The following is a 26,639-nucleotide window of genomic DNA, read 5'->3' as shown; positions in this document are numbered from 1 at the left end:
CTGAGGAATCGATGTCGTCTCATTATGAACAAGGGGCACGACAGTGCGAGAGCGGAACAGCCGGGGGAACGGCGTTCCGCCCCGGTTGCCTCACCCCCGTCGCTGTCCGTACACGTGCTCGACATGGAGGCGCAGGACGACGCGGCGGTCCCGGACCATGGCGGCGCGGTAGTCGTCCCAGTCGGGGTGCTCGCCCTGCACGTCGCGGTAGAGCCGGATCAGCTCCTCCACGGTGGCGTCGCCGGGCTCGGCGGCGGTCGCGGACAGCTCGGCGGTGCCCTCCGCGACCGTCCAGGCCCAGCGGTCCTCGCTGGTCACGTGGTAGCTCGCGCGCGGATCGCGGCGGAGGTTGCGCGTCTTGGCGCGGTCCTCGGTCACCGAGACCCGGACGATGTGCTCGTCCGGGTAGTAGAAGTGGCTGACGTTGGACAGCTGGGGCCTGCCGTCCTTCTTGAGGGTGACCAGGACGCCGCCGTTGCTCTCACCGAGGAGCCGGAGCAGTGCTTCCTGCCGTGGGTCGAATGCAGTCATGCCGCTCCAACGAATGGCCGGTGCGCAGGATTCCGTGTTACGGGCATGATCCGGACCGCTCCCCCGGCCGGCCGCCGGGCACCGGCGCGTTCCGGCCACCGGGCCGCGCGGCGGCGGACGCCGCGTTGACAGGGACGCCCCGCCTCCCGATACTGACCGACGGTTCAGTACCGGGTCCGGTGGCGTCTGCCCCGCCGGACCCGCTCACCCAGGACCGCCCGCCGACAGTGACCGAGGAGCACTCCCGATGACGACGCCTCCGGTGTCCCCGCCCGCCCCGCTCATCTCGCTGACCTGGACCGACCACGACACCGGCCATCGGGGGCACCTGGTCGTGGACCGGCTGGTGCGCGGGGTGTCCAGCGGCGGGCTGCGGATGCGCCCGGGCTGCACGCTGGAGGAGGTGACCGGTCTGGCGCGGGGCATGACCATGAAGGAGGCCCTGCACTTCGACGCGGATGGGCCGGGGGCGCGCTACATACCGCTCGGCGGGGCCAAGGGCGGCATCGACTGCGACCCCCGCGACCCGGCGGCGTACGGCGTCCTGGTGCGCTATCTGCGGGCGATGCGCCCGTACATCGAGAACGTCTGGACGACCGGCGAGGACCTGGGCCTCTCCCAGGACCTGGTGGACCGCGCGGCGGCGGAGGCGGGGCTCGTCTCGACCGTGCAGGCCGTCTACCCGCTGCTGGAGGACGAGGCCGCGGCCCGTAGCCGGCTGGCCGACGCCTTCGCCCTGGAGGTGGACGGCATCGGCCTGGACGAGCTGGTCGGCGGCTGCGGGGTCGCCGAGGCGGCGCTCGCGGCGCTGGACCGGGACGGGGTCGCGTACGAGGACGCACGGGTGGCGCTCCAGGGCCTCGGGACCATGGGCGGGGCGACCGCCCGCTTCCTGTCCCGGGCCGGGCTCCGGGTGGTCGCCGTCGCCGACATCAAGGGCACAATCGCGAATCCGGCCGGGCTGGACGTCGAGGCGCTGCTCGCCGCGCGGGACGCGCACGGCACCGTGGACCGGGGCGCGCTGCGCGCCGGCGACCTGGAACTGCCGGCCGACGCCTGGCTCGTCCAGGACGCGGAGGTGCTCGTCCCGGCCGCCGTCTCCTACGCGGTGGACGCCGTGAACCAGGAGCGGATCAGGGCGCGCTGGGTCGTCGAGGCGGCCAACATGCCGGTGCTGCCGGAGGCGGAGGCCCTGCTCGCGGCGCGCGGGATCACCGTGCTGCCCGATGTGGTGGCCAACTCCGGGACCAACGCCTGGTGGTGGTGGACCCTCTTCGGCGACATCGGCGCCGACGCGGACGAGGCGTTCGCGCACACCCGGCGCGCGATGCGCCAACTGGTCGGACTGGTGCTGGCCCGTGCGGCGGCGGACGGCTGCACACCGCGTGCGGCGGCGCACGCCGTGGCCGCCGACCGGCTGCCGGTGATGGCCGAACGCTTCGGCTGGTACCGCTGACCGGTACCGCCTGTCCGCGGCTGATCCGCCGGACCGCCCCCGGGCGGGCATTGGTTAGGGTGACGCCGTGGCAAGAGTGCGGTTGGGAGTGGCGGAGCGGCGCGAGGAGTTGCTGCGTGCCGCCGTCGAGCAGATCGAGGTACGAGGTGTCGCGGCCGTCCGGATCGCCGATGTGGCGTCCGTGCTCGGCGTGAGCAACGCGCTCGTGCTCTATCACTTCTCCACCAAGGAGAAGCTGGTCGCGGCCGCCTTCGCGCACGCCGCCGAAATCGACCTCGCCCATCTGCGCAAGCTGTTGAGCCGCCGCACGACCGCCGTACGGAGACTGCGTGCGGCCGTCCGCTGGTACGCGCCGACGGGTCAGGCCAAAGGCTGGCGGCTGTGGATCGAGGGCTGGACGGCCTCCCTCCGCGATCCGGCGCTGCGCAATGTGGCCGGCGATCTCGACCAGCAGTGGAAGGCGGAGCTGGCCGAGGTCATCGAGGAGGGCGCGGCGGCGGGCGAGTTCCACTGCGACGACCCGATGTCCGTGGCCTGGCGGCTGACCGCCCTGCTGGACGGGCTGGCCGTGCAGATGACCTCCTACAACGGCCCGCTGTCCCGGGCGACCATGCTGGAGTGGACCGAGCAGGCGCTCGCCCGTGAACTGGGCATCAACCACGAGACCCTGACGGCCTGACAGCTCCTCCCGTCTCTTCCCCTCGTCCCGGTCAGGTCTGCTGGAGCGGCTCGTAGACGTCGCTGTGGAGCCCGAACGTCCAGGCGACGCCCTCCCTGGCGGTCCTGGTCGTGGGCGGTACCCGCAGCCAGTACGTGCGGTGGGCGCCGTCCGGCTCCGGCGTCGAGTTGACCACCTCGACCATGACGACGTCCTCGTCACCGGCGAGCGCGATCCGCCAGAGGATGCCCGTCTCGTCGCGGTGGACCGGTTCGGCGCCCGACTCGGTGAGGTAGCGGTCGTAGCCGTAGTGCTCCAGCATCACGCGGCGCAGCTCCGCGTTCTCCTCGGAGCGGATGCGCTTCGGGGTCAGCGCGGCCAGCTCGTCCAGGAACCCGGCGGGCACGGGCATACCGCGCCAGGCATACAGGGCGAAGCCGTCCGGGTACGACAGCGCGGGTCCCTCGCCCCGGTCGAGCCGCCCCGCCTCGTCCCGGTGCAGGGCGTCCGGGCGCTCGCAGAGCACCACGACCCGCTCGTAGGGCCACCACCAGCCGGCGTTGCGCGCCACCGCGGCCAGCCCGTCGAGCCGGTCGCCCCGGCCGTCGAACGCTGCGAGCCACGCCGCGTCGTGCTGCCCGAGGACCGCGTCGAGCAGGACGAGGCGCACCTTCGACTCCGCGTCGGTGTCCTCCCCGGCGAGGCCGGCCACCACCCCGGCCCGTATCCGGTCGGCGAGGCCAGCCGTGGTCTCCCAGAGCTGGGCGCCGGTGGCCGACCAGAGGGCGGACCAGCCGGCCGGGCCCAACGCGTCGTACACCCGGCGCCGTTCCTCCGCCCAGGGGCGGGTGCGCACCTCGTCGCGGACGGAGCGCCCGGCGTCGGTCAGCTTTCCGACGGCCTCCACGGCCGCCCTGGGCGAGCCGGCCCAGACGAACTCCTCCGGCTCGGCGAGCCCCGCGCTGCGGTAGGCGAGCCGCACCCCGTCCTCGGCCGCCGCCCGGTCCGCCGCACCGGTCGCCGCCGCCACGGCCCGCCAAGAGTCCACGTACTGCATCAGTTCCCGTCCCCTGTTCCGCTGTTCCGCATCGTTCCCGGCCCGGTCCTCCCGGTGCCGGCCTTCAGGTCCTGCCGCCGTGCCCGCCGTGCCGTCGCTCAGTCCGCGACGATGCGGACCGCCCCCGGCGCGTACTCCCGCTGGCGCACCACGCGGAACCAGCCCTGGGGCAGCGGGATCGCCGCGTGCTCCTCGTGCACGACGCGTCCGCCCTCGGGGAGGTGGAGCAGCATCGGGCCGAACACCCCGCTCTCCCGGATCAGCCGGCCGGGTCCCGGCACGGCGTGCGCGTGTCCGGTGACCTCGCCGAGCGCGAGGACCAGCCGGCCCCGCGCGTCGCGCAGTTCGCCCGGCGCCTCCAGGAGATTCGCGGGCACCGCCGACTCCTCCAGTGGCACGATCAGTACATCGCCCTGCCGGTACACAGACCTCTCCCCTCCGTGGCGGCACCCGCTGTGCCGGCCACATCGAAAACGCTACGGCGGGGGTCTGACAATCGGCCGTCGGACCGTCCCCGGCAGGGGCCGGTCACGGCGTTGTCAGTGGGCCTTGATAGACCTTGCGGACATCAATCCGTAGCCGTCACCAGGAGCTCAGGGCCATGTCCGTGGATCACGTGCACGAGTTGCTCGGCCTTCCGGCCGTCGATTTCCAGTCCGGGCCGGACGGTGGCCCCCGGCCCGCCGCCGACGCCGCCGCCTGGCGGGTCTCGATCGACGCGTACGAGGACGAGGGCACCTGGGAGGAGGAGTTCGACGCCTTCCTGGACGAGGTCGATCCGGCCGGTGTCCGTGCCCTGATCATCGGGCAGTGGGGCGAGTCGTACGAGGAGACGTCCTCGTACCCGATCGGTCTCGTCATCGCGGCGGCAGACCGGCTGACGTCGCTGGAAGCGGTGTTCGTCGGGGATCTGACGATGGAGGAGGCGGAGATCTCCTGGATCGAGCAGAGCGATGTCACGGCGTTGCTCGGCGCCTTCCCCGCGCTGGTGGAGCTGGGTGTGCGGGGCGGCTCCGAGCTGGTCTTCCCGGCCACGAAGCACGAGCGGCTGCGGGCGCTCACCATCGAGACGGGCGGGCTGCCGCGCGAGGTGGTGCGCGGCGTCCTGGACAGCGAACTGCCCGCGCTGGAGCGGCTGGACCTGTGGCTCGGCGTATCGGCCTACGGCGGCGACGCCGACGTGTCGGATCTGGCGCCGCTGCTCACCGGCACGCGTTTCCCCGCGCTGCACCATCTCGGCCTGCGCAACAGCGAGATCCAGAACGAGATCGCGGCGGCCGTCGCATCGGCCCCGCTGGTGGCCCGGCTGCGCACCCTGGACCTGTCCTGCGGCACGCTCGGCGACGAGGGCGCGGCCTCACTCCTGGAGGGGCAGCCGCTGACCCATCTCGACGTGCTCGACCTGCACCACCACTTCCTCACCGAGCCGATGGAGCTCCGTGTCACCGGGGCGCTGGAGCCGCACGGGGTGCGGGTGGACCTCTCGGAGCGGTGCGAGCCGTGGGACAACCGGGGCCCGGCCGGCCGGTACGTGACGGTGTCGGAATGACGACGCCCATCACCGACATCGAGCATCCCTGCTCCTTCCACGACCTGCCCGTCTTCACCCTGCCGGAGCCGGGCGACGACCGCCCGTGGCCCGCGACGCTGCCCTCGGTGGACGGCATAGCCTGGCGGCTCGACTGCGGCTGGGACGGGCACGGGTTCGCAGCCACCTGGCAGCACTTCCTGAAGACGGTCGACCCCGCACAGGTCCGTGCCCTCGTGATCGGCCCCTGGTGGGACGGCGAGTACAGCTCCCTGGCTCCCGTGGTGGAGCTGATCGCTTCGGACGCGGCCCGTTTCCCGGCGCTGCGCGCCCTGTTCCTCGCCGATGTCGTGGGCGAGGAGTGCGAGGTGTCGTGGCTGCGGATGTGCGACATCACGCCGGTGCTCCGGGCGTTCCCGCTCCTGGAGGAGCTGGTGGTACGGGGCGGTGGCAGCGGGCTGGACGAGGACTCGCTGGAACTGCACCCCGTGCGGCACGAGGCGCTTGAGTCCCTGCGCTTCGAGTCCGGCGGGCTGCCCGGGCATGTCGTGCGCGCGGTCGGCGCCTGCGAACTGCCCGCGCTGGAGCGGCTGGAGCTGTGGTTCGGCTCCCAGTGGTACTCGGGGGACGCGACGGTGGCGGACATGGCCCCGCTGCTGTCGGGGGGCACCTTTCCCCGGCTGCGTCATCTCGGGCTGCAGAACAGCGAGATCCAGGACGAGATCGCCGTGGCGGTCGCCTCGGCCCCGGTCGTCGCGCAGCTGGAGTCCCTGGCGCTGTCGATGGGCACCCTCAGCGACACGGGGGGCCTGGCCCTGCTCGAAGGTCAGCCGCTCACCCATCTCGGCCACCTGGACCTGCAACACCACTACCTCGGCGACGAGGTGATGGAGCGCTTCAAGGAGCTGGGCGAGCGTGACGACGTCCACGTCTACCTCGACGGGGCGGACGACTGGGACCCGGACGACGAGGACGATGCCCGCTATGTCGCGGTCAGTGAGTAGTGGCCCGCCGCGTCTCGCGGTCGTCGGCAACCCGGGCAGCCGCCGCGTCGCCCTGTTCCAGGACGCGGTGGCCGCCGCCGGCCTGCCCGAGGCGCGTACGGTCCCCTGGCTCGGCGTGCTGCGGGGCGGGGCGCGCTTCCTGCCCGGGGAGACCGTGCGCATCGAGTCGCCGGGCGAGGACGCGGCGGTCGACCGGCTGCTGCGCGGGGCCGACGACCCGACCCGGGTGGAGGGTTCCGCCCTCTGGTACGCGCGGTTCACCGCCGCCGTGCGCGAGGTGGCGCGGGCCGCTGCGGATGCGGGCGCCCTGCTGCTGGACGGCCCGGCCGACATCGCGGTGCTGTTCGACAAGCGGCTGTGCCACGGGGTGCTGGATGCCGCCGGGGTGCCCGTCCCCGCCTCCCCGACCTCCGGCCCGGCCGGGGCGCCGGTGCGGGGCTGGGACGACGTGCGGGACCTGATGGCCGCCCACCGCATGCCCCGGGTCTTCGTGAAGCCCGCGCACGGCTCGTCGGCCTCCGGTGTGATGGCCGTGGAGACGGCCGGCGGGGGCCGGGTCCGGGCGGCCACCTCCGTCGAGCGGGACCCGGCCGGCCGGCTCTACAACTCGCTGCGGGTGCGCCGCTGCACCACGGAGCACGAGGTCGCGGCGGTCGTCGACGCGCTGGCGCCCGACGGGCTGCACATCGAGCGCTGGCTGCCCAAGGCGACCCAGGGCGGCCGGGCCGCCGACCTGCGGGTGGTCGTGGTCGACGGCCGGGCCACCCACGCCGTGGTGCGCACCAGCAGCTCACCCATGACCAATCTCCATCTGGGCGGGGCGCGCGGCGACCTCGCCGGGGTGCGGGCGGCGATCGAGGCGGCGGGGGGCAGCTGGGCCGAGGCCCTGGCCGTCTGCGAGCGGGCCGCGGCCGCCTTCCCGGACACCCTGTGCGTCGGGGTCGACCTGCTGCCCCTGACCGGCTGGCGGCGCTTCGCCGTCGGCGAGGTCAACGCCTTCGGAGACCTGCTGCCCCGCCTCACCGGCCTGCCCGGCAGCGGGGCCGAGGGCCTGGACACCTACGCGGCGCAGGTCGCCGCCGTACTGGACCGGACAAGGAACGACCGTGTCAGCACCACCTCCTGAGCACAGCTCCGCGCACCGCACCGACCCCGACATGAGCGAGGTCGTGGGCAGCCACGACCTGCTGCTCGTCACCCTGGACACCCTGCGGTACGACGTCGCGGCCGAGCTGGCCGCCGCCGGGCGCATTCCGAATCTGGCCCGCCATCTGCCGGGCGGTGTCTGGGAGGAGCGGCACGCCCCGGGCAGCTTCACCTACGCCTCCCACCAGGCGATCTTCGCGGGGTTCCTGCCCACCCCGGCCGCGCCGGGACCGCATCCGCGGCTGTTCGCCGCCCGCTTCGCCGGCAGCGAGACGACCGCGGCGCGCACCTTCGTGTTCGACACCCCGGACCTCGTCTCGGGGCTGGCGAAGGAGGGGTACCGCACGGTGTGCGTCGGCGGTGTCGGCTTCTTCAACCTTCAGGGGCCGCTCGGCTCGGTGCTCCCGGGGATGTTCCAGGAGGCGCACTGGGAGCCCGGGTTCGGGGTGGCCTCGCCCACCTCGTTCGAGGCGCAGGTGGCCCGCGCCGAGGAGGTGGTAGCAGCCCTCCCGCCGGAGCAGCGCCTGTTCCTGTTCGTCAACGTCTCCGCGCTCCACCAGCCGAACTGGTTCCACCGGGCCGGGGCGACCCTCGACGCCGGTGACAGCCGCGAGACGCACGCCGCCGCCCTGGAGTACGTGGACGCCCACATCGGCCGGCTCTTCGCCGCCGCGAGCAGCCGCCGCCGTGCCTTCGCCATCGTCTGCTCCGACCACGGCACGGCGTACGGCGACGACGGCTACACCGGTCACCGGCTCGGCCACGAGTCCGTCTGGACCGTTCCGTACGCCCACTTCTTCCTGGAACCGGGGGCCGTCCGATGACCGAGACGCAGACCGTCCGCCCGTACGAGAGCTATGTGTACGCCTATCCGCACAAGACGACGTACCGCCCGCTCGCCGAGCAGCCCGGCGGACGACCGGCGCTGAGTGAGCTCTGGGCGGGGGAACGCAAGGACGCGCTCTCCCTCTATATGCACATCCCGTTCTGCGAGGTCCGCTGCGGCTTCTGCAACCTCTTCACCCGGATCGGCGCGCCCGACGAGCTGACCTCGCGGTATCTCGACGCGCTGGACCGGCAGGCGAGCGCCGTACGGGAGGCGCTGGGCGAAGGCGAACCGGTCCGGTTCGCCGCGGCGGCGTTCGGCGGGGGCACGCCCACGTTCCTGACGGCGGGCGAGCTGGAGCGGCTGTGCGACATCGCGGAGAAGCGGATGGGCGCCGGTCTGCGGTCCGTGCCGCTGTCCGTGGAGACCTCCCCGTCCACCGCGACCGCCGACCGGCTGGCCGTGCTCGCCGAGCGGGGCACCACCAGGATCAGCATCGGGGTGCAGAGCTTCGTGGCGGCCGAGGCCCGCGCGGCGGTCCGCCCGCAGCACGCCGCCGACGTCGACCGGGCTCTCGGCCTGATACGGGACACCGCCATACCCGTGCTCAACATCGACCTGATCTACGGCATAGCCGGCCAGACCGAGCGGACCTGGCGCACCTCCCTGGACGCGGCCCTGCGCTGGCGGCCGGAGGAGCTGTATCTGTACCCGCTGTACGTGCGCCCGCTGACCGCGCTCGGCAGGCTCTCCGCCCGCGAGGCCGACGCGGCGTGGGACGAGCAGCGCCTGCGCCTGTACCGGGCCGGTCGCGACCATCTCCTGGCGCACGGCTACGAGCAGGTGTCGATGCGGATGTTCCGGCGCGCCGGCGCCCCGCGCGCTGAGGGGCCCGACGACTACGCCTGTCAGACGGACGGCATGATCGGCCTGGGCTGCGGCGCCCGTTCCTACACCTCGCGGCTGCACTACTCGTTCGACTACGCGGTGCGGATGAGCGAGGTGCGGGGCATCATCGACGCCTACACGGCCACCGAGGACTTCTCCCGCGCCGTGGTCGGGCGGTACACCGACGGGGACGAGGCGCGCCGCCGCCATCTCCTCCAGTCGGTGCTCCAGGCCGAGGGCATGGCCCTGGACGGGTACCGCGAGCGGTTCGGGACCTCGCCGTACGAGGACTTCCCGGAGGAGCTGGCCCGGTTCGAGGCCCGGGGGTGGCTCGACGGCGGGGCCCCGGCCGAGGAGCTGCTGCGGCTGTCGCCGGAGGGGCTGGCGTACTCCGACGCGCTGGGCCCGGAGCTCTTCTCCCCCGCCGTACGGGCCGCGATGGCCGCGTACGAGCTGAAGTGAGTCACCCGTGGACCTGACCATTCTCTACCGGGGACCGCTCGCCTCCTGCGACTACGACTGCCCGTACTGCCCGTTCGCCAAGCGGCGCGACACCCCGGAACAATTGCGGGCGGACCGGGCGGCGCTCGAACGGTTCACCGCGTGGGCGGCGGCGCAGACCGGTGACCGGATCTCGGTGCTGTTCACGCCGTGGGGCGAGGGCCTGGTGCGCTCCTGGTACCGCCGGGCGATCGTGGAGCTGGCGGGCCTCCCGCACGTACGCCGGGTCGCGATCCAGACGAATCTGAGCGGCCGTACGCGGTGGCTGGCCGAGGCCCCGGAGGCGGCCCGCGAGCGGATCGCGCTGTGGTGCACGTACCACCCGGGGCAGACGCCGTACGAGCGTTTCGTCGGCAGGTGCGCGGAGCTGAAGGGCCTCGGGGTCCGGCACAGCGTGGGTGTCGTGGGCCTCGACGCCCATCTCGACGAGGCGCGGCGGCTGCGCGCGGCGCTCGCGGACGAGGTCTACCTCTGGGTCAACGCGGCCGAGGGGCACACCTATACGGACGAGGAGGCGGAGCGGTGGACGGCGATCGACCCGCTGTTCCCGTACAGCCGTCATCCGCACCGCTCGGCGGGGCTGCCCTGCCGGACCGGTGAGTCGGTGATCTCGGTGGACGGGGAGGGCACGGTGCGCCGCTGCCACTTCGTCCGGGCGGAGCTCGGCAATCTGTACGACGGGAGCTACCGCCGGGCGCTGGTGCCGCGGGCGTGTCCGCTCGCCGTGTGCGACTGCCACATCGGCTATGTGCACCTGGAGACGCTGCCGCTGTACGACGTGTTCGCGGGCGGGGTGCTGGAGCGCATTCCGGCGGCGCTGCCGCTGTCCCCGGTCGCCGCGACGCGGTCGCGGGGCGACTGAGGACAGCGGGTCCGTCAGAGCGGCAGCAGGTCGGGCCGCTTGGGCTCGACGTGGTCCCCGGAGGATTCGCCGCGCAGCCGCCGTCCGATCCATGGCACCAGGTATTCGCGCGCCCAGTGGATGTCGTCGCGGCGGATCTCCAGCGCGCCGCGCGGGGGCTGCGGCGGCCACGGCTGGTCCGGGTCGGCCGGCACGTCGAGGCCGAGGACCTGGGCGGCGCGCAGCGCGACCCGGGTGTGTCCCTCGGGCGACAGGTGCAGCCGGTCGCCGTCCCAGGCGCGCCGGTCCTGCACGGAGCGCAGCGACCACAGGTCGAGGACCGGGCAGTCGTAGCGGTCGGCGATGGCCCGGACGTGGGCGGTGTAGGTGGCGATCTTGCCGCGCAGATGGCGCAGCACGGGGACGCCACGGGTGTCGAAGCCGGTGGTGACCATGACGGTGCCGACCGACCGCGTGAGGTCGGCGACCGCCCGCTCGAAGCGTTCGGCCACGTCGTCGGGGTCGGTGCCCGGCCGGATGATGTCGTTGCCGCCGGCGCAGAAGCTCACCAGACCGGGGGCGAGTTCCTTGGCGCGGGGCACCTGCTCCTCGACTATCTGGTCGAGGAGGCGTCCTCGTACGGCGAGATTGGCGTACCGGAAGTTTCCGTGCGCGGAAACGGGTGAGCCCTCGGCGTCCGCCGGAATGCCGGGCTCCGGGAGCCGGTCCGCGAGGAGTACCGCGAGCCGGTCGGCCCAGCCGACGAATGTTCCGTCCGGGCCGGGGTCGCCGACTCCCTCGGTGAAGCTGTCGCCAATCGCCGCGTACGACCCGATGGCGCCCTGTCGGTCGATGACGCCCTGTTGGATGTTGTTCGAATCGTCTGCCACAAGCGCTTATCCTGCACCCCGGAATGTGACCTACGCGACCGTAATAAGGGGTTGACGGGTGGTGAGATAAAGCACCCGGTCAGTTTTCGGTAAAGGGGGAATAAGCAGAGGGACGGCGCACCGCGGTGCGCCGTCCCTCTTGCCGTTCAGTGACCCGGATCACGGGTCGGTACCGCCTGGATCAGACGTTGATCCCGTGCGACGCCAGGTAGGCGATCGGGTCGATGTCCGAGCCGTACTCCGGGCCGGTGCGGACCTCGAAGTGGAGGTGCGGGCCGGTGGCGTTGCCGGTGGCGCCGGAGAGGCCGACCTGCTGGCCCGCGGTCACGGTCTGGCCCGCCGAGACGGAGAGCGAGGACATGTGGCCGTACTGGGAGTAGTGGCCGTCGGCGTGCTGGATGACGACCTGGTTGCCGTAGGCGCCGCCCCAGCCGGCGGTGACGACGGTGCCGGAGGTGATGGCCTTCACGCTGGTGCCGGTGGCGACGGGGAAGTCGATGCCGGTGTGGCTGCCGCTGGACCAGTTGGCACCGGAGGCGCGGTAGGCGGTGGTGTGGTTGCCCGGGACCGGGTGGACGTAACCGGAGGCGTTGTCCTGGGTGGCCGGGGCCTCGGTCTCGGTCTTGGCCTCGGTCTTCGTCTCGACCTTGGTCTCGGTCCTGGTCTCGGCCTTGGGCGCGGCCTTCGTCTCGGTCTTCTCCGCCGTCTCGGCCGGTGCCTTGGACGGGGTGGCGGCGGCGGGGGCCGCCTTGGCGCCGAGGGTCAGCTTCATGCCCGGGAAGATCAGGCTCGGGTTCTCGCCGACGACCTCGCGGTTGTCCTGGTACAGCTTGTGCCAGCCGCCCTTGAGGTGGTGCTGGGCCGCGATCTTCGACAGGTAGTCGCCGGAGACCACGGAGTAGGTGGTGGTGCCGGTGCTCTTCGCGGGCTTGGCCGGGGTGGTGTGCGCGGCGACCGACTTCGAGGCGGCCGGGGCGGACTGCTCCGCGGCGTGGGCACCGGTGGCGCCGAGCAGCGGAAGCGCGATGACGGCTCCGCCGGCGCTCGCGGCGACGACGCCGCGGGCGATGGTGCTGGACTTGGGACGGCGGTGCTTACCCGAATTGGGCATGAAGAATTTCCTCTCCGGCGCCTGCGAGGTGAGCTGTCGGGTTCGGGCTGGAGATGCCCGGCCGCGCCTGGCGCGGCTTCACCCCTAGCCGTCCGGTCGTCCCGGTCGGCGGCTTACCTGGTTCCCCCGCTCCTGCCACACGGTGAGTGGATGCGAATTCCGGACGGCGGCAGGATTGGGCGTTCCATCCGGATGGCATGGAACGTAAGCGAGCCGGGACGGCGGAAACAAGCCATGCGTTCCGCATCGGATTCCGCACCTGAATTGCGGCGCGGAATTCCGGTCACACTCCGTGGATTACGGATCTTGGCTTTCCGCGCGGCGCACGGCCTACCCCGCCGGGGCGTCACCACACACCGTCACGGATATGATCCCGCTCACGAGCGGGTGATCATCTCCCTTACAACCGGGGCGAGTTCGACATAACGCCGCAATACGGACATGTCATGGTCATCGTCCGCGGCGCAGCCGCACCACTCGTGCGTCCAGGTCGCCGCGCAGCCCGCTGGGCAGCCCGTGGTGCAGCAGCACCGAACCGTGGTGCACCGCCCCCGTGTCCAGGCAGGTGTACGTCGCCTCCGGGTCGAGTCCGCGCAGCCGAAGGGCCGGCGGCTGCTCCCCGTACCGCTGGGCGTGGAGCCACATCAGGACGACGGTGTCCGCGCCCCGCACGTACTGCACGGCGCTCAGGCCGGACCCCGGTGCGCGCAGCCGGTACAGCTCGCCCAGCTGCACGACGGGGCGGATCTCCTTGTACAGCTCCACCCACCCGCGCGCCTCGTCCAGCTCGGCCGCGCTCCACTCGGTGAGGTCCCCGCCGATCCCGAGCACCCCGGCCATGGCGCTGACGAACCGGAAGCGCAGGGAGGAGCGGCGGCCGTTGAGCTGGACGTTCGGGCTGTCGGTGACCCAGGCCGCCATGACGCGCGCCGGGTGGAGCTGCCCGAAGCCGTGCTGGATGGCGAGGCGGTCCAGCGGGTCGGTGTTGTCGGACGTCCAGACCTGGTCCGTACGGGAGAGGATGCCGAGGTCGATGCGCCCGCCGCCGCCCGAGCAGGACTCGAAGGCGACGCCGGGGTGGGCGGCGCGCAGCCGGTCGATCAGCGCGTAGAGGCCGTCCACGTGCTCGGTCCACAGTCGCTGCGGGTAGTCGGCGCCGGGCCAGCCGGCGTCCGAGAAGCAGCGGTTGAAGTCCCATTTCACATAGTCGACCGGCGTCCCGGACAGCAGCGCGTCCAGGCTCTCCCACAGATGGGCCCGCACATCGGGGCGGGCCAGGTTGAGGACCAGCTGATTGCGGAATTCCGTGCGTTCCCGGCCGGGGAAGTGCTGCACCCAGTCGGGGTGGGCGCGGTAGAGATCGCTGTCGGGGTTGACCATCTCGGGTTCGACCCAGATCCCGAACCGCATGCCGAGCCCGTGCACATGGCGCGCGAGCGGGCCGAGCCCGTCGGGGAAGCGCTGCGGGTTCGGCGTCCAGTCGCCGAGCCCGGCCCGGTCGCTCACCCGCTGCCCGAACCAGGCGTCGTCCACGACGAACAGCTCGACGCCCATCGCGGCGGCGCGTTCGGCCAGCGCCCGCTGCTGGTCCTCCGCGATGTCGAAGCCGGTGGCCTCCCAGGAGTTGTAGAGCACCGGGCGCGGCTCGGAGGCGTCCGGGATCACATGGGCGAGCTGCCAGGCGTGCCAGGCGCGGCTCGCCCCGCCGAAACCGCCCGCGCTCCACAGCCCGGCGAAGACGGGGCCGGTGTACGACTCCCCCGGCGCCAGCCGCAGCAGCCCGGACTCGTCGTGGCCGGCGCCGCCGGTGATCTGTACGAGCCCGTCGGGCAGCCGCTGTACGGCGATGCGCCAGGAGCCGGACCAGCCGAGCGCGCAGCCGTAGACCTCGCCGCTCTCCTCGGTCGCGGCGCCGTCCGCGTCGAGGGCGACCCAGGGCAGGCCCTGGTGGCCGGTGTGGCCGCGCCGGCTGGAGAGCAGGTGTTCCCCGTACGCGAGCTCCGTGCGCTCCAGCTGGGTCTCCGCCGCCCAGCGGCCGTGCAGCCGGCTGAGCCGCCAGCGGTCGCGGGCGGGCAGCGTCCAGGCCGCGGCATCGGCGCGGAGCACCTCGACGGGCGGGCCGTCGGGCCCGGCGTGGGTGAGGGTGGTCCAGCGCTCGATCACGTCGGAGTCGTCCCGCATCCGGTAGTGCAGGATGATCACGAGCCGGTGGACCGGGTCGTCGAAGGAGAGCCGCAGCTCGTCGCCGTCCACCGCGTGGCCCGCGAACACCCACGCGGTCCCGCGCACCTCGTCGGTGCGCACCGACAGGGCGGGGCGGACGAACCGGGGGCCGCCCTCGACGGGGTACTCCTCGCGGCCGTCGAGCGGGGACTCGAAGCCCCGGTCGGGCGGCGCGGGCGCCTCGGCCAGGGCCTGGGCGGCGGCCAGGGAGATACGCGGGCCCCAGTGGAGATGCAGCAACTCGTGCCGGTCGGTGAGACGCAGGGCGTAGCTCCCGTTCGCCCCCGTCAGCAGCCAGATCCGGTCGCCGGCCTCGATCATCGCGCGCCCCCGTCCGCGTACTCACAGATTCACACCGGTCCGCACATCATCGACCGTCCACGCACCGGGGGCAACGGCGCGTGCGCGGAAAACGGCCCCGGCGACCGAGATGCCTGGCCTACGAACCGATGTCGTATCGTCGCGGGCGTGGGCCCGACGGCGACACGCGCCGGGGCAGAGCCTCCAGGAGTGACCGTGACGCAGCAGCTGCCGCAGACCCCGCCGACGGAGCCCGTACTCACCGGCGTCCGCAACTTCCGGGACGTGGGCGGTCTGCCCACCACCGACGGCCGCCGGGTCCGGCACGGCAGGCTCTACCGCAGCGGCCACCTGGCGCACGCCACGGCCGAGGACGCGGCGTTCCTCGGCGGGCTCGGTCTGCACACCGTCTTCGACTTCCGCAACGCTGCGGACCACAAGCTGGACGGCCTGGATGTGGAGCTGCCCGGCGTCCGGAACGTGAGCATCCCGCTCAGCGACCCGGCGGACGGGGCGGAGTTCTGGCGGATGGTGCGCGACGGCAACATGGCGGAGCTGCGCTCGATCCTGGCCGGCGGCAAGGGCACCGGCCGCATGGTCGCCTCGTACCGCGCGATCATCCTGGAGCGCACCGCCGAGCACAGCCGGGTGCTGCACGCCCTGGCCGAGGACAGCGTGCCGGCGCTGATGCACTGCGCGGCGGGCAAGGACCGGGCGGGGCTCTCCATCGCGGTGACGCTGCTGGCGGTCGGCGTCGGGCGGGAGACCATCGAGGCCGACTACCTGAAGTCGAACGACGCGCACCGCCGCTACCGCATCCGGCGCAGCGACACCTCGCCGGCCGGGATGTCCCCGGAGGTGCTGGAGCTGCTGAACCCGCTCTTCGGCGCCCAGCCCGACTACCTCGCCGCGGCCTTCGCCGCCATCGACGAGACCTGGGGCGACACCGACCGCTACCTCGCCGACGGGCTGAAGCTGGCGCCCGCCACCCGGGAGCGGCTGCGCGAACGGCTCCTCGACGAGAGCTGAGCCGGCGCCGCCTACTGGTTGTGCATGCCGACCGCGAAGAGCAGGTAGAGGAACGCGGCGATGACGTGCCCGGCCACGAGGTAGGCGAAGAGCCGGATGACGAGTCCGCGCGGCATCTTCTTCTCGTGGGTGTCGGCGCCGGGGCGCGGGGCCGGGGTGAGCGGGTCGTAGTTCTCGGAATCGGACATGACTGGCCTCTCTGGCTGCCGGGAGGGCCCCGGCGGCGGAATCGTCTCAGCGACGGTGGACCGGGCCGCCGAGGCACAGCTCGGCGGCGGGGCTCTGCAGCAGGGTGTGGACGAAGAGCAGCTCGGAGCCCTCGGGTTCGGGGGCCGCGATCCGGTGCGGGGTGAGCGAGTCGAAGTGCGCGCTGTCGCCCGGGGCGAGGTCGTGGACCGTCTCGCCGAGTGTCACCCGCAGGCGGCCCGCAAGGACGTACAGCCACTCCTCGCCGGGGTGGACGCGGACCAGGTCGCCCTGGGCGCCGTACGGGACCCGGACGCGCAGCGCCTGCATGGCCCGGCCGGAGCCGCCGGCCTGCTGGTACAGCCAGCCGTCGGCCGCCGCGCCCTCGAACGGGCGGCCGCGGACGATCGCGTCACGTTCCGGGGGCATCTCGCCCAGCAGCTCGGAGACCGTCGTACCGTAGATCCTGGCCAGCTGGAGCAGCATGGGCAGCGAGGGCTGGCGCCGGCCCGTTTCGAGCCGGGAGAGGTGGGCGGGCGAGAGCCCGGCCCGCTGGGCCGCGGTCTCGAGGGTGAGACCACGGCCTCGGCGCAGATCGCGCAGGCGGGGCGCGACACCGGGCAGCTCGCCGGCCGCCCGGTCGTCCGGAGGATTCATACTTCCATTGGGCCAAATTCTTTCCCCTGAGGCAAATACCTTGCCTCAGGGGCAAAAACTTCTCAGCGGTTGGCGACGGCCTGCTTCACCAGGGTCCGTCCGAAGTCCCACATCAGTCCCCCGCCGCTGTGCGCGTCGTCCATGACGGCGGTGAACGCCTCGACGAAGCGGTCCACGTCCGCGTCGTCGATGACGAGCGGCGGGATCAGCTTGATCACTTCGAGGTGGTCGCCGGAGACCTGCGTGAGGATGCGGTGCTTCTGGAGCAGCGGCACGACCACCATCTGCGCGAAGAGGCCCTTGCGGGCCGCCTGGAGCATGGTCCAGCGACTGCGCAGCTTCAGCGAGGCGGGGCGGCCGAACTCGATGCCGATCATCAGCCCGCGCCCCCGCACCTCGTGCAGCAGCTCGTAGCGCCCGACGAGCGCGGCCAGCCGCTCGCGCAGCAGGTCGCCGGTGCGGCGCGCGTGCGCCACGGTCTCCTCGTCCTCCATCACCGACAGCACCGCTAGCCCGGCCGCCATCGCCTGGGCGTTGGAGCCGAAGCTCGCGGAGTGGACGAGGACCCGGTCCATCGAGGAGTAGACGCGCTTGAAGATCCAGTCCTTCCCGAGCGTCGCCCCGACCGGCACATATCCGCCGGACAGCGCCTTGGCCACGCAGACGAGGTCCGGTTCGACGCCTTCCTCGTGCTGGTACGCGTAGAAGTCGCCGGTCCTGCCGAGCCCCGTCTGCACCTCGTCGGCGATGAGGAGGGCCTTGTGCCTGTGCAGCAGCTCCTGGGCCTCGCGCAGGTAGCCGGGCGGCGCGGCGAGCACCCCCTTGCCCTGGATCGGCTCGACGACCAGCGCGGCCACATCGCCCCGCTTCAGCTCCCTGCGCAGTGCGTCGAGGTCGCCGAGCGGGATCGCGGTGTCGGGCAGCAGCGGGGCGAAGCCGTCGCGGAACCCGCCCTCGCCGTTGACCGAGAGGGCGCCGGTGGTCAGCCCGTGGAATGCGTGGTCGCAGTACAGGACCCGCGGCCTGCCGGTGGCGTACCGGGCGAACTTGAGCGCCGTCTCGACGGCCTCGGTGCCGCTGTTGCCGAAGAACACCCGGTCCAGGTGCGGGCTGTGGCTCAGCAGCTTCTCCGCGAGCAGCCCGGGCAGCGGCTGGCAGTCGAAGCGGGTCAGGTCGGCGAGCGAGGCGTCGAGGACGTCGTGCAGCGCCTTGCGTACGACGGGGTGGTGGCGGCCGAGCCCCATCACGCCGAAGCCGGCGAGCATGTCCAGGTAGTCGTTGCCGTCCGCGTCCCAGAAGTGGGCGCCCTCGGCCCGTTCGTAGACCTTGTCGAAGCCGATGGTGTGCAGCATGCGCGGGAGCTGGTGGTTGAGGTGCTTGCTGTGCAGCTCGTAGCGTTCGGCGCCGCGCTCGGCGAGAAGCCGCGCGAGATCGAAGCCCTTGGGCTCGTCGTCCTTCATGCCCCGCTCTCCTTGTGCCCGTTGCCCGGGGTGTCGTGCCCCGTGCCGCCGGCCGCCTTCCGGGCGGTTGTGACGGCGCTGATCCGGCCGGCGATCTCGACCGGTGTGAGTCCGATGTCGGCCAGCACCTCGGACCGCTTGCCGTGTGCGAGGAACTGCTCGGGGATGCCGAAGGTGCGCAGCGGTACGTCGACGCCGGCGTCGCGCAGCGCCTGGCCGACCGCCGAACCGACGCCTCCCGCGCGGCTGTTGTCCTCGACGACGGCGACGAGCCGGTGCTCCGCCGCGAGGGGTGCCAGCTCCGCGTCGACCGGTTTGACCCAGCGCGGGTCCACCACGGCGCAGCGGATGCCGGCGCCCGAGAGCAGTTCGGCGGTCCGCAGGCAGACCGGGGCCATCACGCCGACGGCGACGAGCAGCACCTCGGCGTCCTCGTCGCGCCGCAGCACGTCCATCCCGCCGATCCGGCCGACCGCCTCGATCGACTCCCCCACCGACTCCTTCGGGAACCGCACCAAGGTCGGCGCGTCGTCCACGGCGACGGCCTCGCGCAGCTCCTCCCGCAGCCGGTCCGCGTCGCGCGGCGCGGCGATCCGCAGGCCGGGCACGACCTGGAGCACGGACATGTCCCACATGCCGTTGTGCGAGGCGCCGTCGGGCCCGGTGACGCCGGCCCGGTCCAGGACGAAGGTGACCCCGCACCGGTGCAGGGCGACGTCCATCAGGAGCTGGTCGAAGGCCCGGTTGAGGAAGGTGGCGTAGACGGCGACGACCGGGTGGAGGCCGCCCGTGGCGAGCCCGGCGGCGCTGACCGCGGCGTGCTGCTCGGCGATGCCGACGTCCCAGACGCGGTCGGGGAACGCCTCGGCGAACTCCGTCAGCCCGACGGGGTCGAGCATCGCCGCGGTGAGCGCGACGACGTCCGGCCGCTCCGCCCCGATGGCCGCGATCTCGTCCGCGAACACGGAGGTCCAGGACGGGCCGGCGGCGGGGACGAGCGGGACGCAGGTCAGCGGGTCCATCGCGCCGACGGTGTGGAAGCGGTCGGCCTCGTCGCGCAGGGCGGGGGCGTAACCCCGGCCCTTCTCCGTGATGCAGTGCACGAGGACCGGGCCGCGGAACTGCTTGGCACGGTGCAGCGCGGCCTCGACGGCGGCGGTGTCGTGCCCGTCGACCGGGCCGATGTACTTCAGCCCGAGGTCCTCGAACATGCCCTGCGGGGCGACGAAGTCCTTGAACCCCTTCTTCGCGCCGTGCAGCGCCCCGTGCAGCGGCTGCCCGATGACGGGGGTGCGTTCCAGGAGGCTCTTGCCCCAGGCCAGGAACCGCTCGTAGCCGTCGGTGGTGCGCAGCGTGGCGAGGTGGCGGGCGAGGCCGCCGATCGTCGGCGCGTAGGAGCGCTCGTTGTCGTTGACGACGACGATCAGCGGGCGGTCCTTGGCGGCGGCGATGTTGTTGAGCGCCTCCCAGGCCATGCCGCCGGTCAGCGCGCCGTCCCCGATGACCGCGACGACATGGTCGCCCCTGCCCCGTACCTCGTTGGCCTTGGCGAGGCCGTCGGCCCAGCCGAGGACGGTGGAGGCGTGCGAGTTCTCGATGACGTCGTGCTCGGACTCCTCGCGGGACGGGTAGCCGGAGAGCCCGCCCTTGCCGCGCAGCTTGGAGAAGTCCTGGCGCCCGGTGAGGAGTTTGTGGACGTAGCTCTGGTGTCCGGTGTCCCACAGGATGCGGTCCACGGGCGAGTCGAAGACCCGGTGCAGGGCGATGGTCAGCTCCACCACCCCGAGGTTGGGGCCGAGGTGGCCCCCGGTCCTGGCCACGGCCTGCACCAGGAACGTGCGGATGTCGTCGGCGAGTTCGCCGAGTTGTGACGCGTTCAGTGCCTTCAGATCGTGCGGCCCCCGGATGCTCTGCAGCAGCGTCATGCCCGGGCCCCCTCTCTGGTCCTGTTCCAGCTCGGGTGACAGCTGGGCCGGCGGGGCGGGACAGCAGCCCCGCCCCGCCGGCCCCGCGACCGGCTATCGGCTCACCGGTTTCCGCCGACGGTCTCGCGTGCGGCGCGCAGGGACTCCTTCAGCGACCCCATGGTGGCGAGGACTGCGGTGGGTTCGTAGCCGCAGTGCGCCATGCAGTTGGCGCAGCGCGGGTCCTTGCCCCGGCCGTACTTGTCCCAGTCGGTCTCCTCGATGAGCTGCCGGTACGTCGGCACGTAGCCGTCGCTCATCAGGTAGCAGGGCCGCTGCCAGCCGAACAGCGAGTAGTTGGGGATGGCCCACGCCGTGCACGGGAAGTCGGCCTTGCCCTCCAGGAAGTCCAGGAAGAGCGGCGAGTGGTTCAGCCGCCACCGGTTGCGGTTGCCGCCGGCGAAGGTCTTCTTGAACAGCTCGCGGGTCTGCTCCACGCCCAGGAAGTGCTCCTGGTCGGGTGCCTTCTCGTACGCGTAGGCGGGCGAGATCATCATCTCGTCGACCTTGAGGTCGTCGTTGAGGAAGTTGAGGACCTCGATGATGGTCTGCGGGGTGTCGGTGTTGAAGAAGGTGGAGTTGGTGGTGACCCGGAAGCCGCGCCGCTTGGCCTCCTTGATCGCCGCCACCGCCTCGTCGAACACCCCTTCCTTGGCGACCGATTCGTCGTGCCGCTCGCGCAGCCCGTCGATGTGCACGGCGAACGCGAAGTAGGGCGACGGCGTGAACTTCTCGATCTTCTTGCGCAGCAGCATGGCGTTGGTGCAGAGGAAGACGTACTTCCTCTTCGCCACGAGCTGCCGCACGATCTCGTCGATCTGAGGGTGCATCAGCGGTTCGCCGCCGGCGATGGAGACCATCGGGGCACCCGATTCGAGCACGGCGCCGACGGCCTGGGCCACGGGCATGCGCTGCTTGAGGACGCCGGCCGGGTGCTGGATCTTCCCGCAGCCCTCGCAGGCGAGATTGCACGCGTACAACGGCTCCAGCTCGACGATCAGCGGGAATTTGTCCCGCTTGCGGAGCTTCTGTTCAATGAGGTACGTCGCAACCTTGATGGACTGACGAAGCGGCATGGCCATCTAGCTCACCTCCTGGGGAGCAGCAAAGATCGGTGCCATTCATAGAAAGCCGGTAGGACGGCACGAAGGACGCGGAAAGCCGATATTCCACCGCGGAACGTGCCGATGCGGACGAGCTCATGCTCCGGAGCGTCCACGACCACCCGTACGGCGGCAACCGGGCGTGGCCCGGACCGCAGGGCGGTGCGCAGGGTCGCGGCGGACTCCATGTCCACCGCGATCGCCCCGGTCGCCCGCAGTTCGCCCCGCTCATGTCCCCGGACGACATGGTCGGAACCGGTCAGCGGACCGGTGTGTACGGTGCGCCCCGGTACGGCCCTGGCCAGCGCCTCGGCCAGCAGCTCCGCACCGGTGCACGGGACGGAGTCCCCGGCGCCCCGGGTCTCCTCCGCCACCACCAGGTCGCCCGGGTGCATCCCGGGCGCGAGGCCGGCGCAGAACCCCGAGGCGATGACAGCGGTGCCCGCCGCCCCGTCCTGCCCGAGCGCGCGCGCCACGGCGGACTCGGCCGCCCTGGGGCCCATGCCGGTACGGAGCACGGTCACCCGCTCCGGGGCGTCCACCGCCCTACCCCTGCCGGTGCGCAGGGCGAACTGTTCGATGCCGAGCGCGCAGGCGATCAGCAGCGGGGCGGCGGGGCCGGCCTCTCCCATCAGGCCCCCTCGCGCATCGGTGTGCGGCCCGCGAACGGGTCGCCGTGCACGTACCGCCCGAGTGCGGTGAGCGGGAAGACCTGCCGGTAGAGGTGGTAGTTGATGGAGAAGTCCCAGGGGAACCCGGTGCCGGTGAAGTAGGGCTCGTCCCAGGAGCCGTCGGCCTGCTGGGTCTCGGTCAGCCAGGCGATGCCGCGGGTCACGGCGACGGTGTCCCTGCGCCCCGCGGCCAGCAGCGCGAGGAGTGCCCAGGCGGTCTGGGACGCGGTGGACGCCCCCTGGCCGATCCACTTCTCCTCGGTGTACGAGCGCAGGTCCTCGCCCCAGCCGCCGTCGTCGTTCTGGACGGACTCCAGCCACTCGACCGCCCGCCGGATCGACGGGTGCGCCGGGGGCAGACCCGCGGCGACGAGCGCGGGGACCACCGATCCCGTTCCGTAGACGTAGTTGACGCCCCAGCGCCCGAACCAGCCGCCGCCCGCGTCCTGTTCGTCCAGCAGCCACTCGATACCGCGCCGGGTGACGGGGTGCGCGGCGTGCCCCTCGATGGCGAGCATCTCCACCACGTGCCCCGTGACGTCGGCGGACGGCGGGTCGATGACCTCACCGAAGTCGCAGAACGGCAGCCGGTTGGGGAAGGGGCTCGTGTTGTCCGCGTCGAACGCGCCCCAGGCCCCGTTGCGGGACCGCATGCCGACGTTCCAGCGCACACCGCGTTCGATGGCGGCGTCCACCCGGGCCTGGTCGGGGTGGCGGACCCGGCGCAGGGCGAGGACCACCTCCGCGGTGTCGTCGATGTCGGGGTAGTTGTCGTTGTGGAACTCGAACGCCCAGCCGCCGGGCTCCAGTCGGGGCCGGCGCACCGCCCAGTCGCCGGGGCGGACGATCTCCTCGGCGAGCATCCAGTCCGCCGCCTTCACGAGCGCCGGGTGGTCGGGGGCGACCCCGGCGTCGGCGAGGGCGATGGTGGCCAGGCAGGTGTCCCAGACCGGGGACTGGCAGGCCTCGATCATGCGGGTGCCGTCCTCGCGCCACACGGCGAAGCGGTCGAGCGATTCGATACCCGCCCGCATCACCGGGTGTTCGAGGTCGTAGCCGAGCAGGTGCAGGGCGATGACCGAGTAGACGGCGGGCGGCTGGATACCGCCCCAACAGCCGTCGTTCTCCTGGCGTTCGATGATCCAGCGGGCGGCGGCGTTCATCGCGACCCGGCGCAGTCCGCGCGGCGCGAACCGGTGGTAGACGTGCAGCGCCTTGTCGAGTCGCTGGAAGAGGCCGTCCCAACTGGCCGCCGGTGCGGGGCGCTTGGGCGGGTTCGGCCGGTCCGGGTCGGTGTGCAGCTCGTCCAGGGCGAAGGGGGCGGGCCGCACGGGCCGCTTCGCCGAGACGATGGTGAGCGGGACGATGGTCTGGCGGGCCCAGCAGCCGAAGTCGTAGATGTTGAGCGGGACCCACTTGGGGAAGAACATCAGCTCGGGCGGCAGCTCCGGCAGGTCGTCCCATTTCCACCAGCCGAAGAGGGCCAGCCAGATCCGGGTGAAGACCCGGCTCGCGGCGATCCCGCCCTGTTCCCGGACCCAGCCCGCGGCGCGGGCCATGTGCGGGTCCTCCGGCCGGTCGCCCGCCAGCCGCAGCGCCACGTACGCCTCGATGGTGGTGGAGAGGTCCGCGGGGCCGCCGTGGAAGGTCGCCCAGGTCCCGTCGCCGAGCTGCTCACCGCGGATGAATCCGGCGGCCGCCCGGACCGTGGCAGGGTCCTGGATGCCCAGGAACTGGCGGAGCAGCAGGTCCTCGGCGTCCATGGTGACGTTGGTGGCGAGATCGCCCTTCCACCAGCCCTGCTCGTCCTGCCTGCCGAGGAGGTGCTCCACCGAGCGTTCAGCGGCCCGCCGCGCGGCGGCCAGTACACCGTCCGCGGCGGTGGTTGATTCGATAGTCGGTCTGCTGGCCGAGGCTGCGCGGGGATCAACGGCCCCGGTGCTTCCGTCGGTCGTCGCTGTCATGGCTTCCCCTTCGTGCAGGTGGTCCTCTGCTGTGCTGGGGTCTCCGTCGGCCGGTGCCCGTAAGGACACCGGCCGGCGACTGCGAGTCATATGGACCAGATGGTGATCATCTCTTTCGTACGACGACGAAGTCCGCGAGCGCCGTGAGCTGCGCCCGCACGGTTTCCGGCATGTCGACACCGTGCAGCACCTCTATGGCGACCGCATGCTGGCGACGGGCCTCCTGGGCGGTCCACTCGCGGCCGCCCGCCTCCTCGATGAGCGCCGCACGGGCGGCGAACTCCTCCTCGGAGAAGCTGTCGAAGTCGCTGCTCTTGGCGTCGGCGGCGAGCAGTTCGCCGAGGCGCTCGGAGGCCGGTCCTCCCGCGGCGAGCGCGGCGACGACCGGCAGGGACTTCTTGCGCTGGCGCAGATCGCTCCACGTCTGCTTACCGGTGGACTCGGGGTCGCCCCAGATGCCGAGGAGGTCGTCGACCGCCTGGAAGGCGAGCCCGAGGTGGTGGCCGTACGCCTCCAGGACGTCGGCGGTGCGGTCGTCGGCGCCGCCGAGCACCGCGCCGATGGAGCAGGCGCAGGCGAGAAGGGCGCCGGTCTTGTTGCCCTCCATCTCCAGGCACTCCTCGACGGTGACGCGCTCGCGGTGCTCGAAGGAGATGTCCTGGGCCTGGCCGTCGATGAGCTTGCGGGTCGCCGACGTCAGCCGCCGGGCCGCACGGCCCGCCTCGACCGTGCCGGGCTCCAGCAGCACCTCGTAGGCGAGGGCGAACAGGGCGTCGCCGACGAGGATGGCCTGGGCGGGGCCGTGTACCTTCCACACGGTGTCGCGGTGGCGCCGTTGCTCGTCGCCGTCCATCAGGTCGTCGTGCAGCAGCGAGAAGTTGTGCACGAGTTCGACGGCGACGGCGCCGGGGACGCCTGCTTCGGCGGCGGCGCCCGCCGCCTCGGCGGACAGCAGGGCCAGCGCCGGGCGGACGGCCTTGCCGCCGTCACCGTCTGCGGGCCTGCCCTGGGCATCGATCCAGCCGAAGTGGTAGGCGGCCACGGTGTCCATGGGCGGTGCGAGCCGGTCGACGGCGGCCCGGAGCACCGGCGCGGAAAGGGCCCGTCCGCGCTCCAGAAGCGCGGTGACGTCCGTGGTGTCCGCCACGGTGTCGGAAGCCGGATTCGCCGGGGTCACTGACTCTCCTCTTGTTCCGGTGGTACTGCTCATGCCGCCTCCTGCAGCGGATGTTCATGGGGGCGGCCGAGCGCCAGGAGCGCGGCGTCCGCGGCGCCCGCACCGCTGCGGACCGCACCCTCCATCGTGGCGGGCCAGCCGGTGGCGGTCCAGGCACCTGCCAGGAAGAGTCCGGGTGCGCGGGTGAGCGTCCCGGGGCGCAGCCGGCCGACGCCGGGCGCGGGCGCGAAGGTCGCGGTGCGCTCGCGGGTGACGAAGAAGTCCCGGATGCCCACGCCGCGGGCGGCCGGCAGCAGCCGTTCCAGCTCGGGCAGGTAGCGGGCGCGCAGTTCGGCGACGGGCAGTTCGATCTCGTCGCCTGCCGCGGACTGGGAGACCGCGAGGTACTGTCCGGGTCCGGTGAGGCCGGACGCCTCGGTGCGGTCGAAGACCCACTGGACCGGCGAGCCGAGCGCGGCGAAGAACGGCCGCTTGAGGACCTTGCGGTCGTAGACGACGTGGACGTTGAGGATCGGCGAGGTGCCGATCTCCAGGAGCCGGTCCGGTTCGTCGAGAGCGCCCTCGGGCAGCAGGGCGTGGGTCTCGCGCTGCGGCACGGCCAGGACGACGGTGTCCGCCTCGATCTTTTCGGCGCCGGTGTCGACCAGCCAGCGGCCCTCGTCGGTGCGGGTGAGCGCGTGGGCCTTGGTGCGCAGTTCGGTGCGGACGCCGGCGGAGTCGAGCGCCTTGCGGCTCATGGTGTCGTGGATGTCTCCGAGCGGTACGGAGGCCCAGCCGATGTCGGCGGCGCCCGGTTCGGAGAGCAGTCCGGTCTTGAAGACCTTCGCGGCGAGCGCGAGGGAGGAGTTCGGCGCGGTGGCGTTGAGGGTGGCGACGCCGACCAGGTCCCAGAGCGCCTCGATGGTGCGGGGCGACTGGCCGTGCCGGGCGAGCCAGCTGCCGAAGTCCTCGGAGTCGAGCGCGGGGTCGTCCGGGTCGAGGCGGCCGAGGGCGAGCGCGGCCCGTGCGACGCCGGCGCGTTCGGCGAGCGACAGGTGCGGGTATCCGGCGAGGCCGGCGGCGAGGTGCAGCGGGACCGGGAGCGCGTTGCGGCGCAGCCGTCCCAGCCGGGGTCCCGAGGGCCGGCCGACGTCGAGAACGGGCACGTCCAAACGGTTTTGCAGGGGTGCCAGGCGGGCGCTGTCGACCCGGTCGAGGAACCAGCGGTACGCGGTGCAGCAGCGCAGGTAGACGTGCTGGCCGTTGTCGACCGACAGCCCGCCCCGGCGGAAGGAGAAGACGAGCCCGCCGAGCCGGGGGCGGCCTTCGAGCAGGGTCACGTCAAGCCCGGCGTCGGCCAGGCGCAGTGCCGCCGTGACACCGGCGAGCCCGCCGCCGATCACGACCGCGCGGGACGAGCGCTGGGCGTCGTCACTCATACGTCCCCCTCTCACCGGCTGTTTCCCGTCGGGCCTGCTCAATCAGGGAC

At 72.5% G+C, this 26,639-nt stretch carries 24 protein-coding genes and 1 riboswitch; of the genes, 9 read left to right on the top strand and 15 right to left on the bottom strand.

Annotated elements, in window-relative coordinates:
• Window positions 1-90 precede the first annotated feature (90 nt).
• Entirely contained in the window at window positions 91-531 is a 441-nt protein-coding gene (locus tag OG242_RS29280) for a PPOX class F420-dependent oxidoreductase (RefSeq protein WP_405901007.1), read from the bottom strand.
• Window positions 532-778: 247 nt separating this feature from the next.
• Here OG242_RS29280 and OG242_RS29275 point away from each other — a divergent pair, with 247 nt between their 5' ends.
• Window positions 779-1,987: a Glu/Leu/Phe/Val dehydrogenase dimerization domain-containing protein gene (locus OG242_RS29275; protein WP_405901006.1), complete on the top strand. Its 1,209-nt coding sequence runs from the start codon at window positions 779-781 to the stop codon at window positions 1,985-1,987.
• A gap of 88 nt (window positions 1,988-2,075) precedes the next feature.
• Window positions 2,076-2,666, top strand: coding sequence for a TetR/AcrR family transcriptional regulator (locus OG242_RS29270; RefSeq protein ID WP_405901760.1), 591 nt, complete (start codon window positions 2,076-2,078; stop codon window positions 2,664-2,666).
• A gap of 31 nt (window positions 2,667-2,697) precedes the next feature.
• On the opposite strand, the gene OG242_RS29265 is transcribed toward OG242_RS29270, so the two are convergent.
• Window positions 2,698-3,702 carry a DUF6745 domain-containing protein gene (locus tag OG242_RS29265; protein ID WP_405901005.1) on the bottom strand — a complete coding sequence of 335 codons (1,005 nt, stop codon included), beginning with the start codon at window positions 3,700-3,702 and terminating at the stop codon, window positions 2,698-2,700.
• 98 nt (window positions 3,703-3,800) lie between these two features.
• The gene (locus tag OG242_RS29260) at window positions 3,801-4,127 is read right to left on the bottom strand and encodes a hypothetical protein (protein WP_405901004.1); all 327 of its coding nucleotides are present in this window, start codon (window positions 4,125-4,127) and stop codon (window positions 3,801-3,803) included.
• A gap of 176 nt (window positions 4,128-4,303) precedes the next feature.
• On the opposite strand from OG242_RS29260, the gene OG242_RS29255 reads away from it, so the two are divergent.
• The 6 genes from OG242_RS29255 to OG242_RS29230 are packed head-to-tail and all read left to right on the top strand — an operon-like array spanning window position 4,304 to window position 10,457.
• Complete coding sequence (locus tag OG242_RS29255; protein ID WP_405901003.1) at window positions 4,304-5,251, top strand: STM4015 family protein; 948 nt, start codon at window positions 4,304-4,306, stop codon at window positions 5,249-5,251.
• The gene (locus OG242_RS29250; RefSeq protein ID WP_405901002.1) at window positions 5,248-6,234 is read left to right on the top strand and encodes an STM4015 family protein; all 987 of its coding nucleotides are present in this window, start codon (window positions 5,248-5,250) and stop codon (window positions 6,232-6,234) included. Before OG242_RS29255 ends, OG242_RS29250 begins: the two co-directional genes overlap by 4 nt.
• Window positions 6,215-7,360, top strand: coding sequence for an STM4014 family protein (locus OG242_RS29245; protein ID WP_405901001.1), 1,146 nt, complete (start codon window positions 6,215-6,217; stop codon window positions 7,358-7,360). The genes OG242_RS29250 and OG242_RS29245 overlap by 20 nt, the downstream gene beginning before the upstream one ends.
• Before the next feature lie 31 nt (window positions 7,361-7,391).
• A complete protein-coding gene (locus OG242_RS29240) occupies window positions 7,392-8,204 on the top strand; it encodes an STM4013/SEN3800 family hydrolase (protein ID WP_405901759.1) in 813 nt (270 codons plus the stop codon).
• A complete protein-coding gene (locus tag OG242_RS29235) occupies window positions 8,201-9,556 on the top strand; it encodes an STM4012 family radical SAM protein (RefSeq protein WP_405901000.1) in 1,356 nt (451 codons plus the stop codon). The genes OG242_RS29240 and OG242_RS29235 overlap by 4 nt, the downstream gene beginning before the upstream one ends.
• A 7-nt stretch (window positions 9,557-9,563) precedes the next feature.
• Window positions 9,564-10,457 carry an STM4011 family radical SAM protein gene (locus OG242_RS29230; protein ID WP_405900999.1) on the top strand — a complete coding sequence of 298 codons (894 nt, stop codon included), beginning with the start codon at window positions 9,564-9,566 and terminating at the stop codon, window positions 10,455-10,457.
• Between the two features lie 14 nt (window positions 10,458-10,471).
• Here the strand turns inward: OG242_RS29230 and OG242_RS29225 are convergent, their stop codons facing one another.
• From OG242_RS29225 to OG242_RS29215, 3 genes are all read right to left on the bottom strand, one after another.
• Window positions 10,472-11,326 carry an SGNH/GDSL hydrolase family protein gene (locus OG242_RS29225; protein ID WP_405900998.1) on the bottom strand — a complete coding sequence of 285 codons (855 nt, stop codon included), beginning with the start codon at window positions 11,324-11,326 and terminating at the stop codon, window positions 10,472-10,474.
• A 181-nt stretch (window positions 11,327-11,507) separates the two neighbouring features.
• A complete protein-coding gene (locus OG242_RS29220; RefSeq protein WP_405900997.1) occupies window positions 11,508-12,437 on the bottom strand; it encodes a peptidoglycan DD-metalloendopeptidase family protein in 930 nt (309 codons plus the stop codon).
• A gap of 3 nt (window positions 12,438-12,440) precedes the next feature.
• Window positions 12,441-12,596: riboswitch (cyclic di-AMP (ydaO/yuaA leader) on the bottom strand.
• A 291-nt stretch (window positions 12,597-12,887) separates the two neighbouring features.
• Window positions 12,888-14,981 (bottom strand): alpha-galactosidase, encoded by a 2,094-nt coding sequence (locus OG242_RS29215; protein WP_405900996.1) that lies wholly within the window; start codon window positions 14,979-14,981, stop codon window positions 12,888-12,890.
• Between the two features lie 195 nt (window positions 14,982-15,176).
• Between OG242_RS29215 and OG242_RS29210 the strand changes: the two genes are divergently transcribed.
• Window positions 15,177-15,989 carry a tyrosine-protein phosphatase gene (locus tag OG242_RS29210; RefSeq protein WP_405900995.1) on the top strand — a complete coding sequence of 271 codons (813 nt, stop codon included), beginning with the start codon at window positions 15,177-15,179 and terminating at the stop codon, window positions 15,987-15,989.
• Between the two features lie 11 nt (window positions 15,990-16,000).
• On the opposite strand, the gene OG242_RS29205 is transcribed toward OG242_RS29210, so the two are convergent.
• The 9 genes from OG242_RS29205 to hpnE form a co-directional block, all read right to left on the bottom strand.
• Window positions 16,001-16,177: a DUF6126 family protein gene (locus OG242_RS29205; RefSeq protein ID WP_018520240.1), complete on the bottom strand. Its 177-nt coding sequence runs from the start codon at window positions 16,175-16,177 to the stop codon at window positions 16,001-16,003.
• 46 nt (window positions 16,178-16,223) lie between these two features.
• The gene (locus tag OG242_RS29200; protein ID WP_405900994.1) at window positions 16,224-16,832 is read right to left on the bottom strand and encodes a helix-turn-helix domain-containing protein; all 609 of its coding nucleotides are present in this window, start codon (window positions 16,830-16,832) and stop codon (window positions 16,224-16,226) included.
• Window positions 16,833-16,894: 62 nt separating this feature from the next.
• Window positions 16,895-18,292 (bottom strand): aspartate aminotransferase family protein, encoded by a 1,398-nt coding sequence (locus OG242_RS29195; protein WP_405900993.1) that lies wholly within the window; start codon window positions 18,290-18,292, stop codon window positions 16,895-16,897.
• A complete protein-coding gene (gene dxs, locus OG242_RS29190; RefSeq protein ID WP_405900992.1) occupies window positions 18,289-20,217 on the bottom strand; it encodes a 1-deoxy-D-xylulose-5-phosphate synthase in 1,929 nt (642 codons plus the stop codon). Before dxs ends, OG242_RS29195 begins: the two co-directional genes overlap by 4 nt.
• A 101-nt stretch (window positions 20,218-20,318) precedes the next feature.
• Window positions 20,319-21,338, bottom strand: coding sequence for an adenosyl-hopene transferase HpnH (gene hpnH, locus OG242_RS29185; protein WP_405900991.1), 1,020 nt, complete (start codon window positions 21,336-21,338; stop codon window positions 20,319-20,321).
• A gap of 5 nt (window positions 21,339-21,343) precedes the next feature.
• Window positions 21,344-21,991 (bottom strand): 1-hydroxy-2-methyl-2-butenyl 4-diphosphate reductase, encoded by a 648-nt coding sequence (locus OG242_RS29180; protein WP_405900990.1) that lies wholly within the window; start codon window positions 21,989-21,991, stop codon window positions 21,344-21,346.
• Window positions 21,991-23,994, bottom strand: a complete 2,004-nt coding sequence (gene shc / locus OG242_RS29175) for a squalene--hopene cyclase (protein WP_405900989.1) — start codon at window positions 23,992-23,994, stop codon at window positions 21,991-21,993. Before shc ends, OG242_RS29180 begins: the two co-directional genes overlap by 1 nt.
• Window positions 23,995-24,100: 106 nt before the next feature.
• A complete protein-coding gene (locus OG242_RS29170) occupies window positions 24,101-25,204 on the bottom strand; it encodes a polyprenyl synthetase family protein (RefSeq protein ID WP_405900988.1) in 1,104 nt (367 codons plus the stop codon).
• Window positions 25,201-26,589: a hydroxysqualene dehydroxylase HpnE gene (gene hpnE, locus OG242_RS29165; RefSeq protein WP_405900987.1), complete on the bottom strand. Its 1,389-nt coding sequence runs from the start codon at window positions 26,587-26,589 to the stop codon at window positions 25,201-25,203. The genes OG242_RS29170 and hpnE overlap by 4 nt, the downstream gene beginning before the upstream one ends.
• Window positions 26,590-26,639 lie beyond the last annotated feature (50 nt).

The sequence above is a fragment of the Streptomyces sp. NBC_00727 genome (assembly GCF_045161745.1).
Lineage (GTDB): Bacteria > Actinomycetota > Actinomycetes > Streptomycetales > Streptomycetaceae > Streptomyces.
This window is presented reverse-complemented; position numbering and strand designations above follow the sequence as displayed.

Bases quoted from the DNA above. Each gene is read 5' to 3' on its own strand.
- OG242_RS29200 (WP_405900994.1), bottom strand. From the start codon at position 16,832: ATGAATCCTCCGGACGACCGGGCGGCCGGCGAGCTGCCCGGTGTCGCG.
- hpnH (WP_405900991.1), bottom strand. From the start codon at position 21,338: ATGGCCATGCCGCTTCGTCAGTCCATCAAGGTTGCGACGTACCTCATT.
- OG242_RS29265 (WP_405901005.1), bottom strand. From the start codon at position 3,702: ATGCAGTACGTGGACTCTTGGCGGGCCGTGGCGGCGGCGACCGGTGCG.
- OG242_RS29205 (WP_018520240.1), bottom strand. From the start codon at position 16,177: ATGTCCGATTCCGAGAACTACGACCCGCTCACCCCGGCCCCGCGCCCC.
- OG242_RS29180 (WP_405900990.1), bottom strand. From the start codon at position 21,991: ATGGGAGAGGCCGGCCCCGCCGCCCCGCTGCTGATCGCCTGCGCGCTC.
- shc (WP_405900989.1), bottom strand. From the start codon at position 23,994: ATGACAGCGACGACCGACGGAAGCACCGGGGCCGTTGATCCCCGCGCA.
- OG242_RS29240 (WP_405901759.1), top strand. From the start codon at position 7,392: ATGAGCGAGGTCGTGGGCAGCCACGACCTGCTGCTCGTCACCCTGGAC.
- OG242_RS29195 (WP_405900993.1), bottom strand. From the start codon at position 18,292: ATGAAGGACGACGAGCCCAAGGGCTTCGATCTCGCGCGGCTTCTCGCC.
- OG242_RS29170 (WP_405900988.1), bottom strand. From the start codon at position 25,204: ATGAGCAGTACCACCGGAACAAGAGGAGAGTCAGTGACCCCGGCGAAT.
- OG242_RS29245 (WP_405901001.1), top strand. From the start codon at position 6,215: ATGTCGCGGTCAGTGAGTAGTGGCCCGCCGCGTCTCGCGGTCGTCGGC.
- OG242_RS29280 (WP_405901007.1), bottom strand. From the start codon at position 531: ATGACTGCATTCGACCCACGGCAGGAAGCACTGCTCCGGCTCCTCGGT.
- OG242_RS29250 (WP_405901002.1), top strand. From the start codon at position 5,248: ATGACGACGCCCATCACCGACATCGAGCATCCCTGCTCCTTCCACGAC.
- hpnE (WP_405900987.1), bottom strand. From the start codon at position 26,589: ATGAGTGACGACGCCCAGCGCTCGTCCCGCGCGGTCGTGATCGGCGGC.
- OG242_RS29235 (WP_405901000.1), top strand. From the start codon at position 8,201: ATGACCGAGACGCAGACCGTCCGCCCGTACGAGAGCTATGTGTACGCC.
- OG242_RS29220 (WP_405900997.1), bottom strand. From the start codon at position 12,437: ATGCCCAATTCGGGTAAGCACCGCCGTCCCAAGTCCAGCACCATCGCC.
- OG242_RS29275 (WP_405901006.1), top strand. From the start codon at position 779: ATGACGACGCCTCCGGTGTCCCCGCCCGCCCCGCTCATCTCGCTGACC.
- OG242_RS29255 (WP_405901003.1), top strand. From the start codon at position 4,304: ATGTCCGTGGATCACGTGCACGAGTTGCTCGGCCTTCCGGCCGTCGAT.
- OG242_RS29215 (WP_405900996.1), bottom strand. From the start codon at position 14,981: ATGATCGAGGCCGGCGACCGGATCTGGCTGCTGACGGGGGCGAACGGG.
- dxs (WP_405900992.1), bottom strand. From the start codon at position 20,217: ATGACGCTGCTGCAGAGCATCCGGGGGCCGCACGATCTGAAGGCACTG.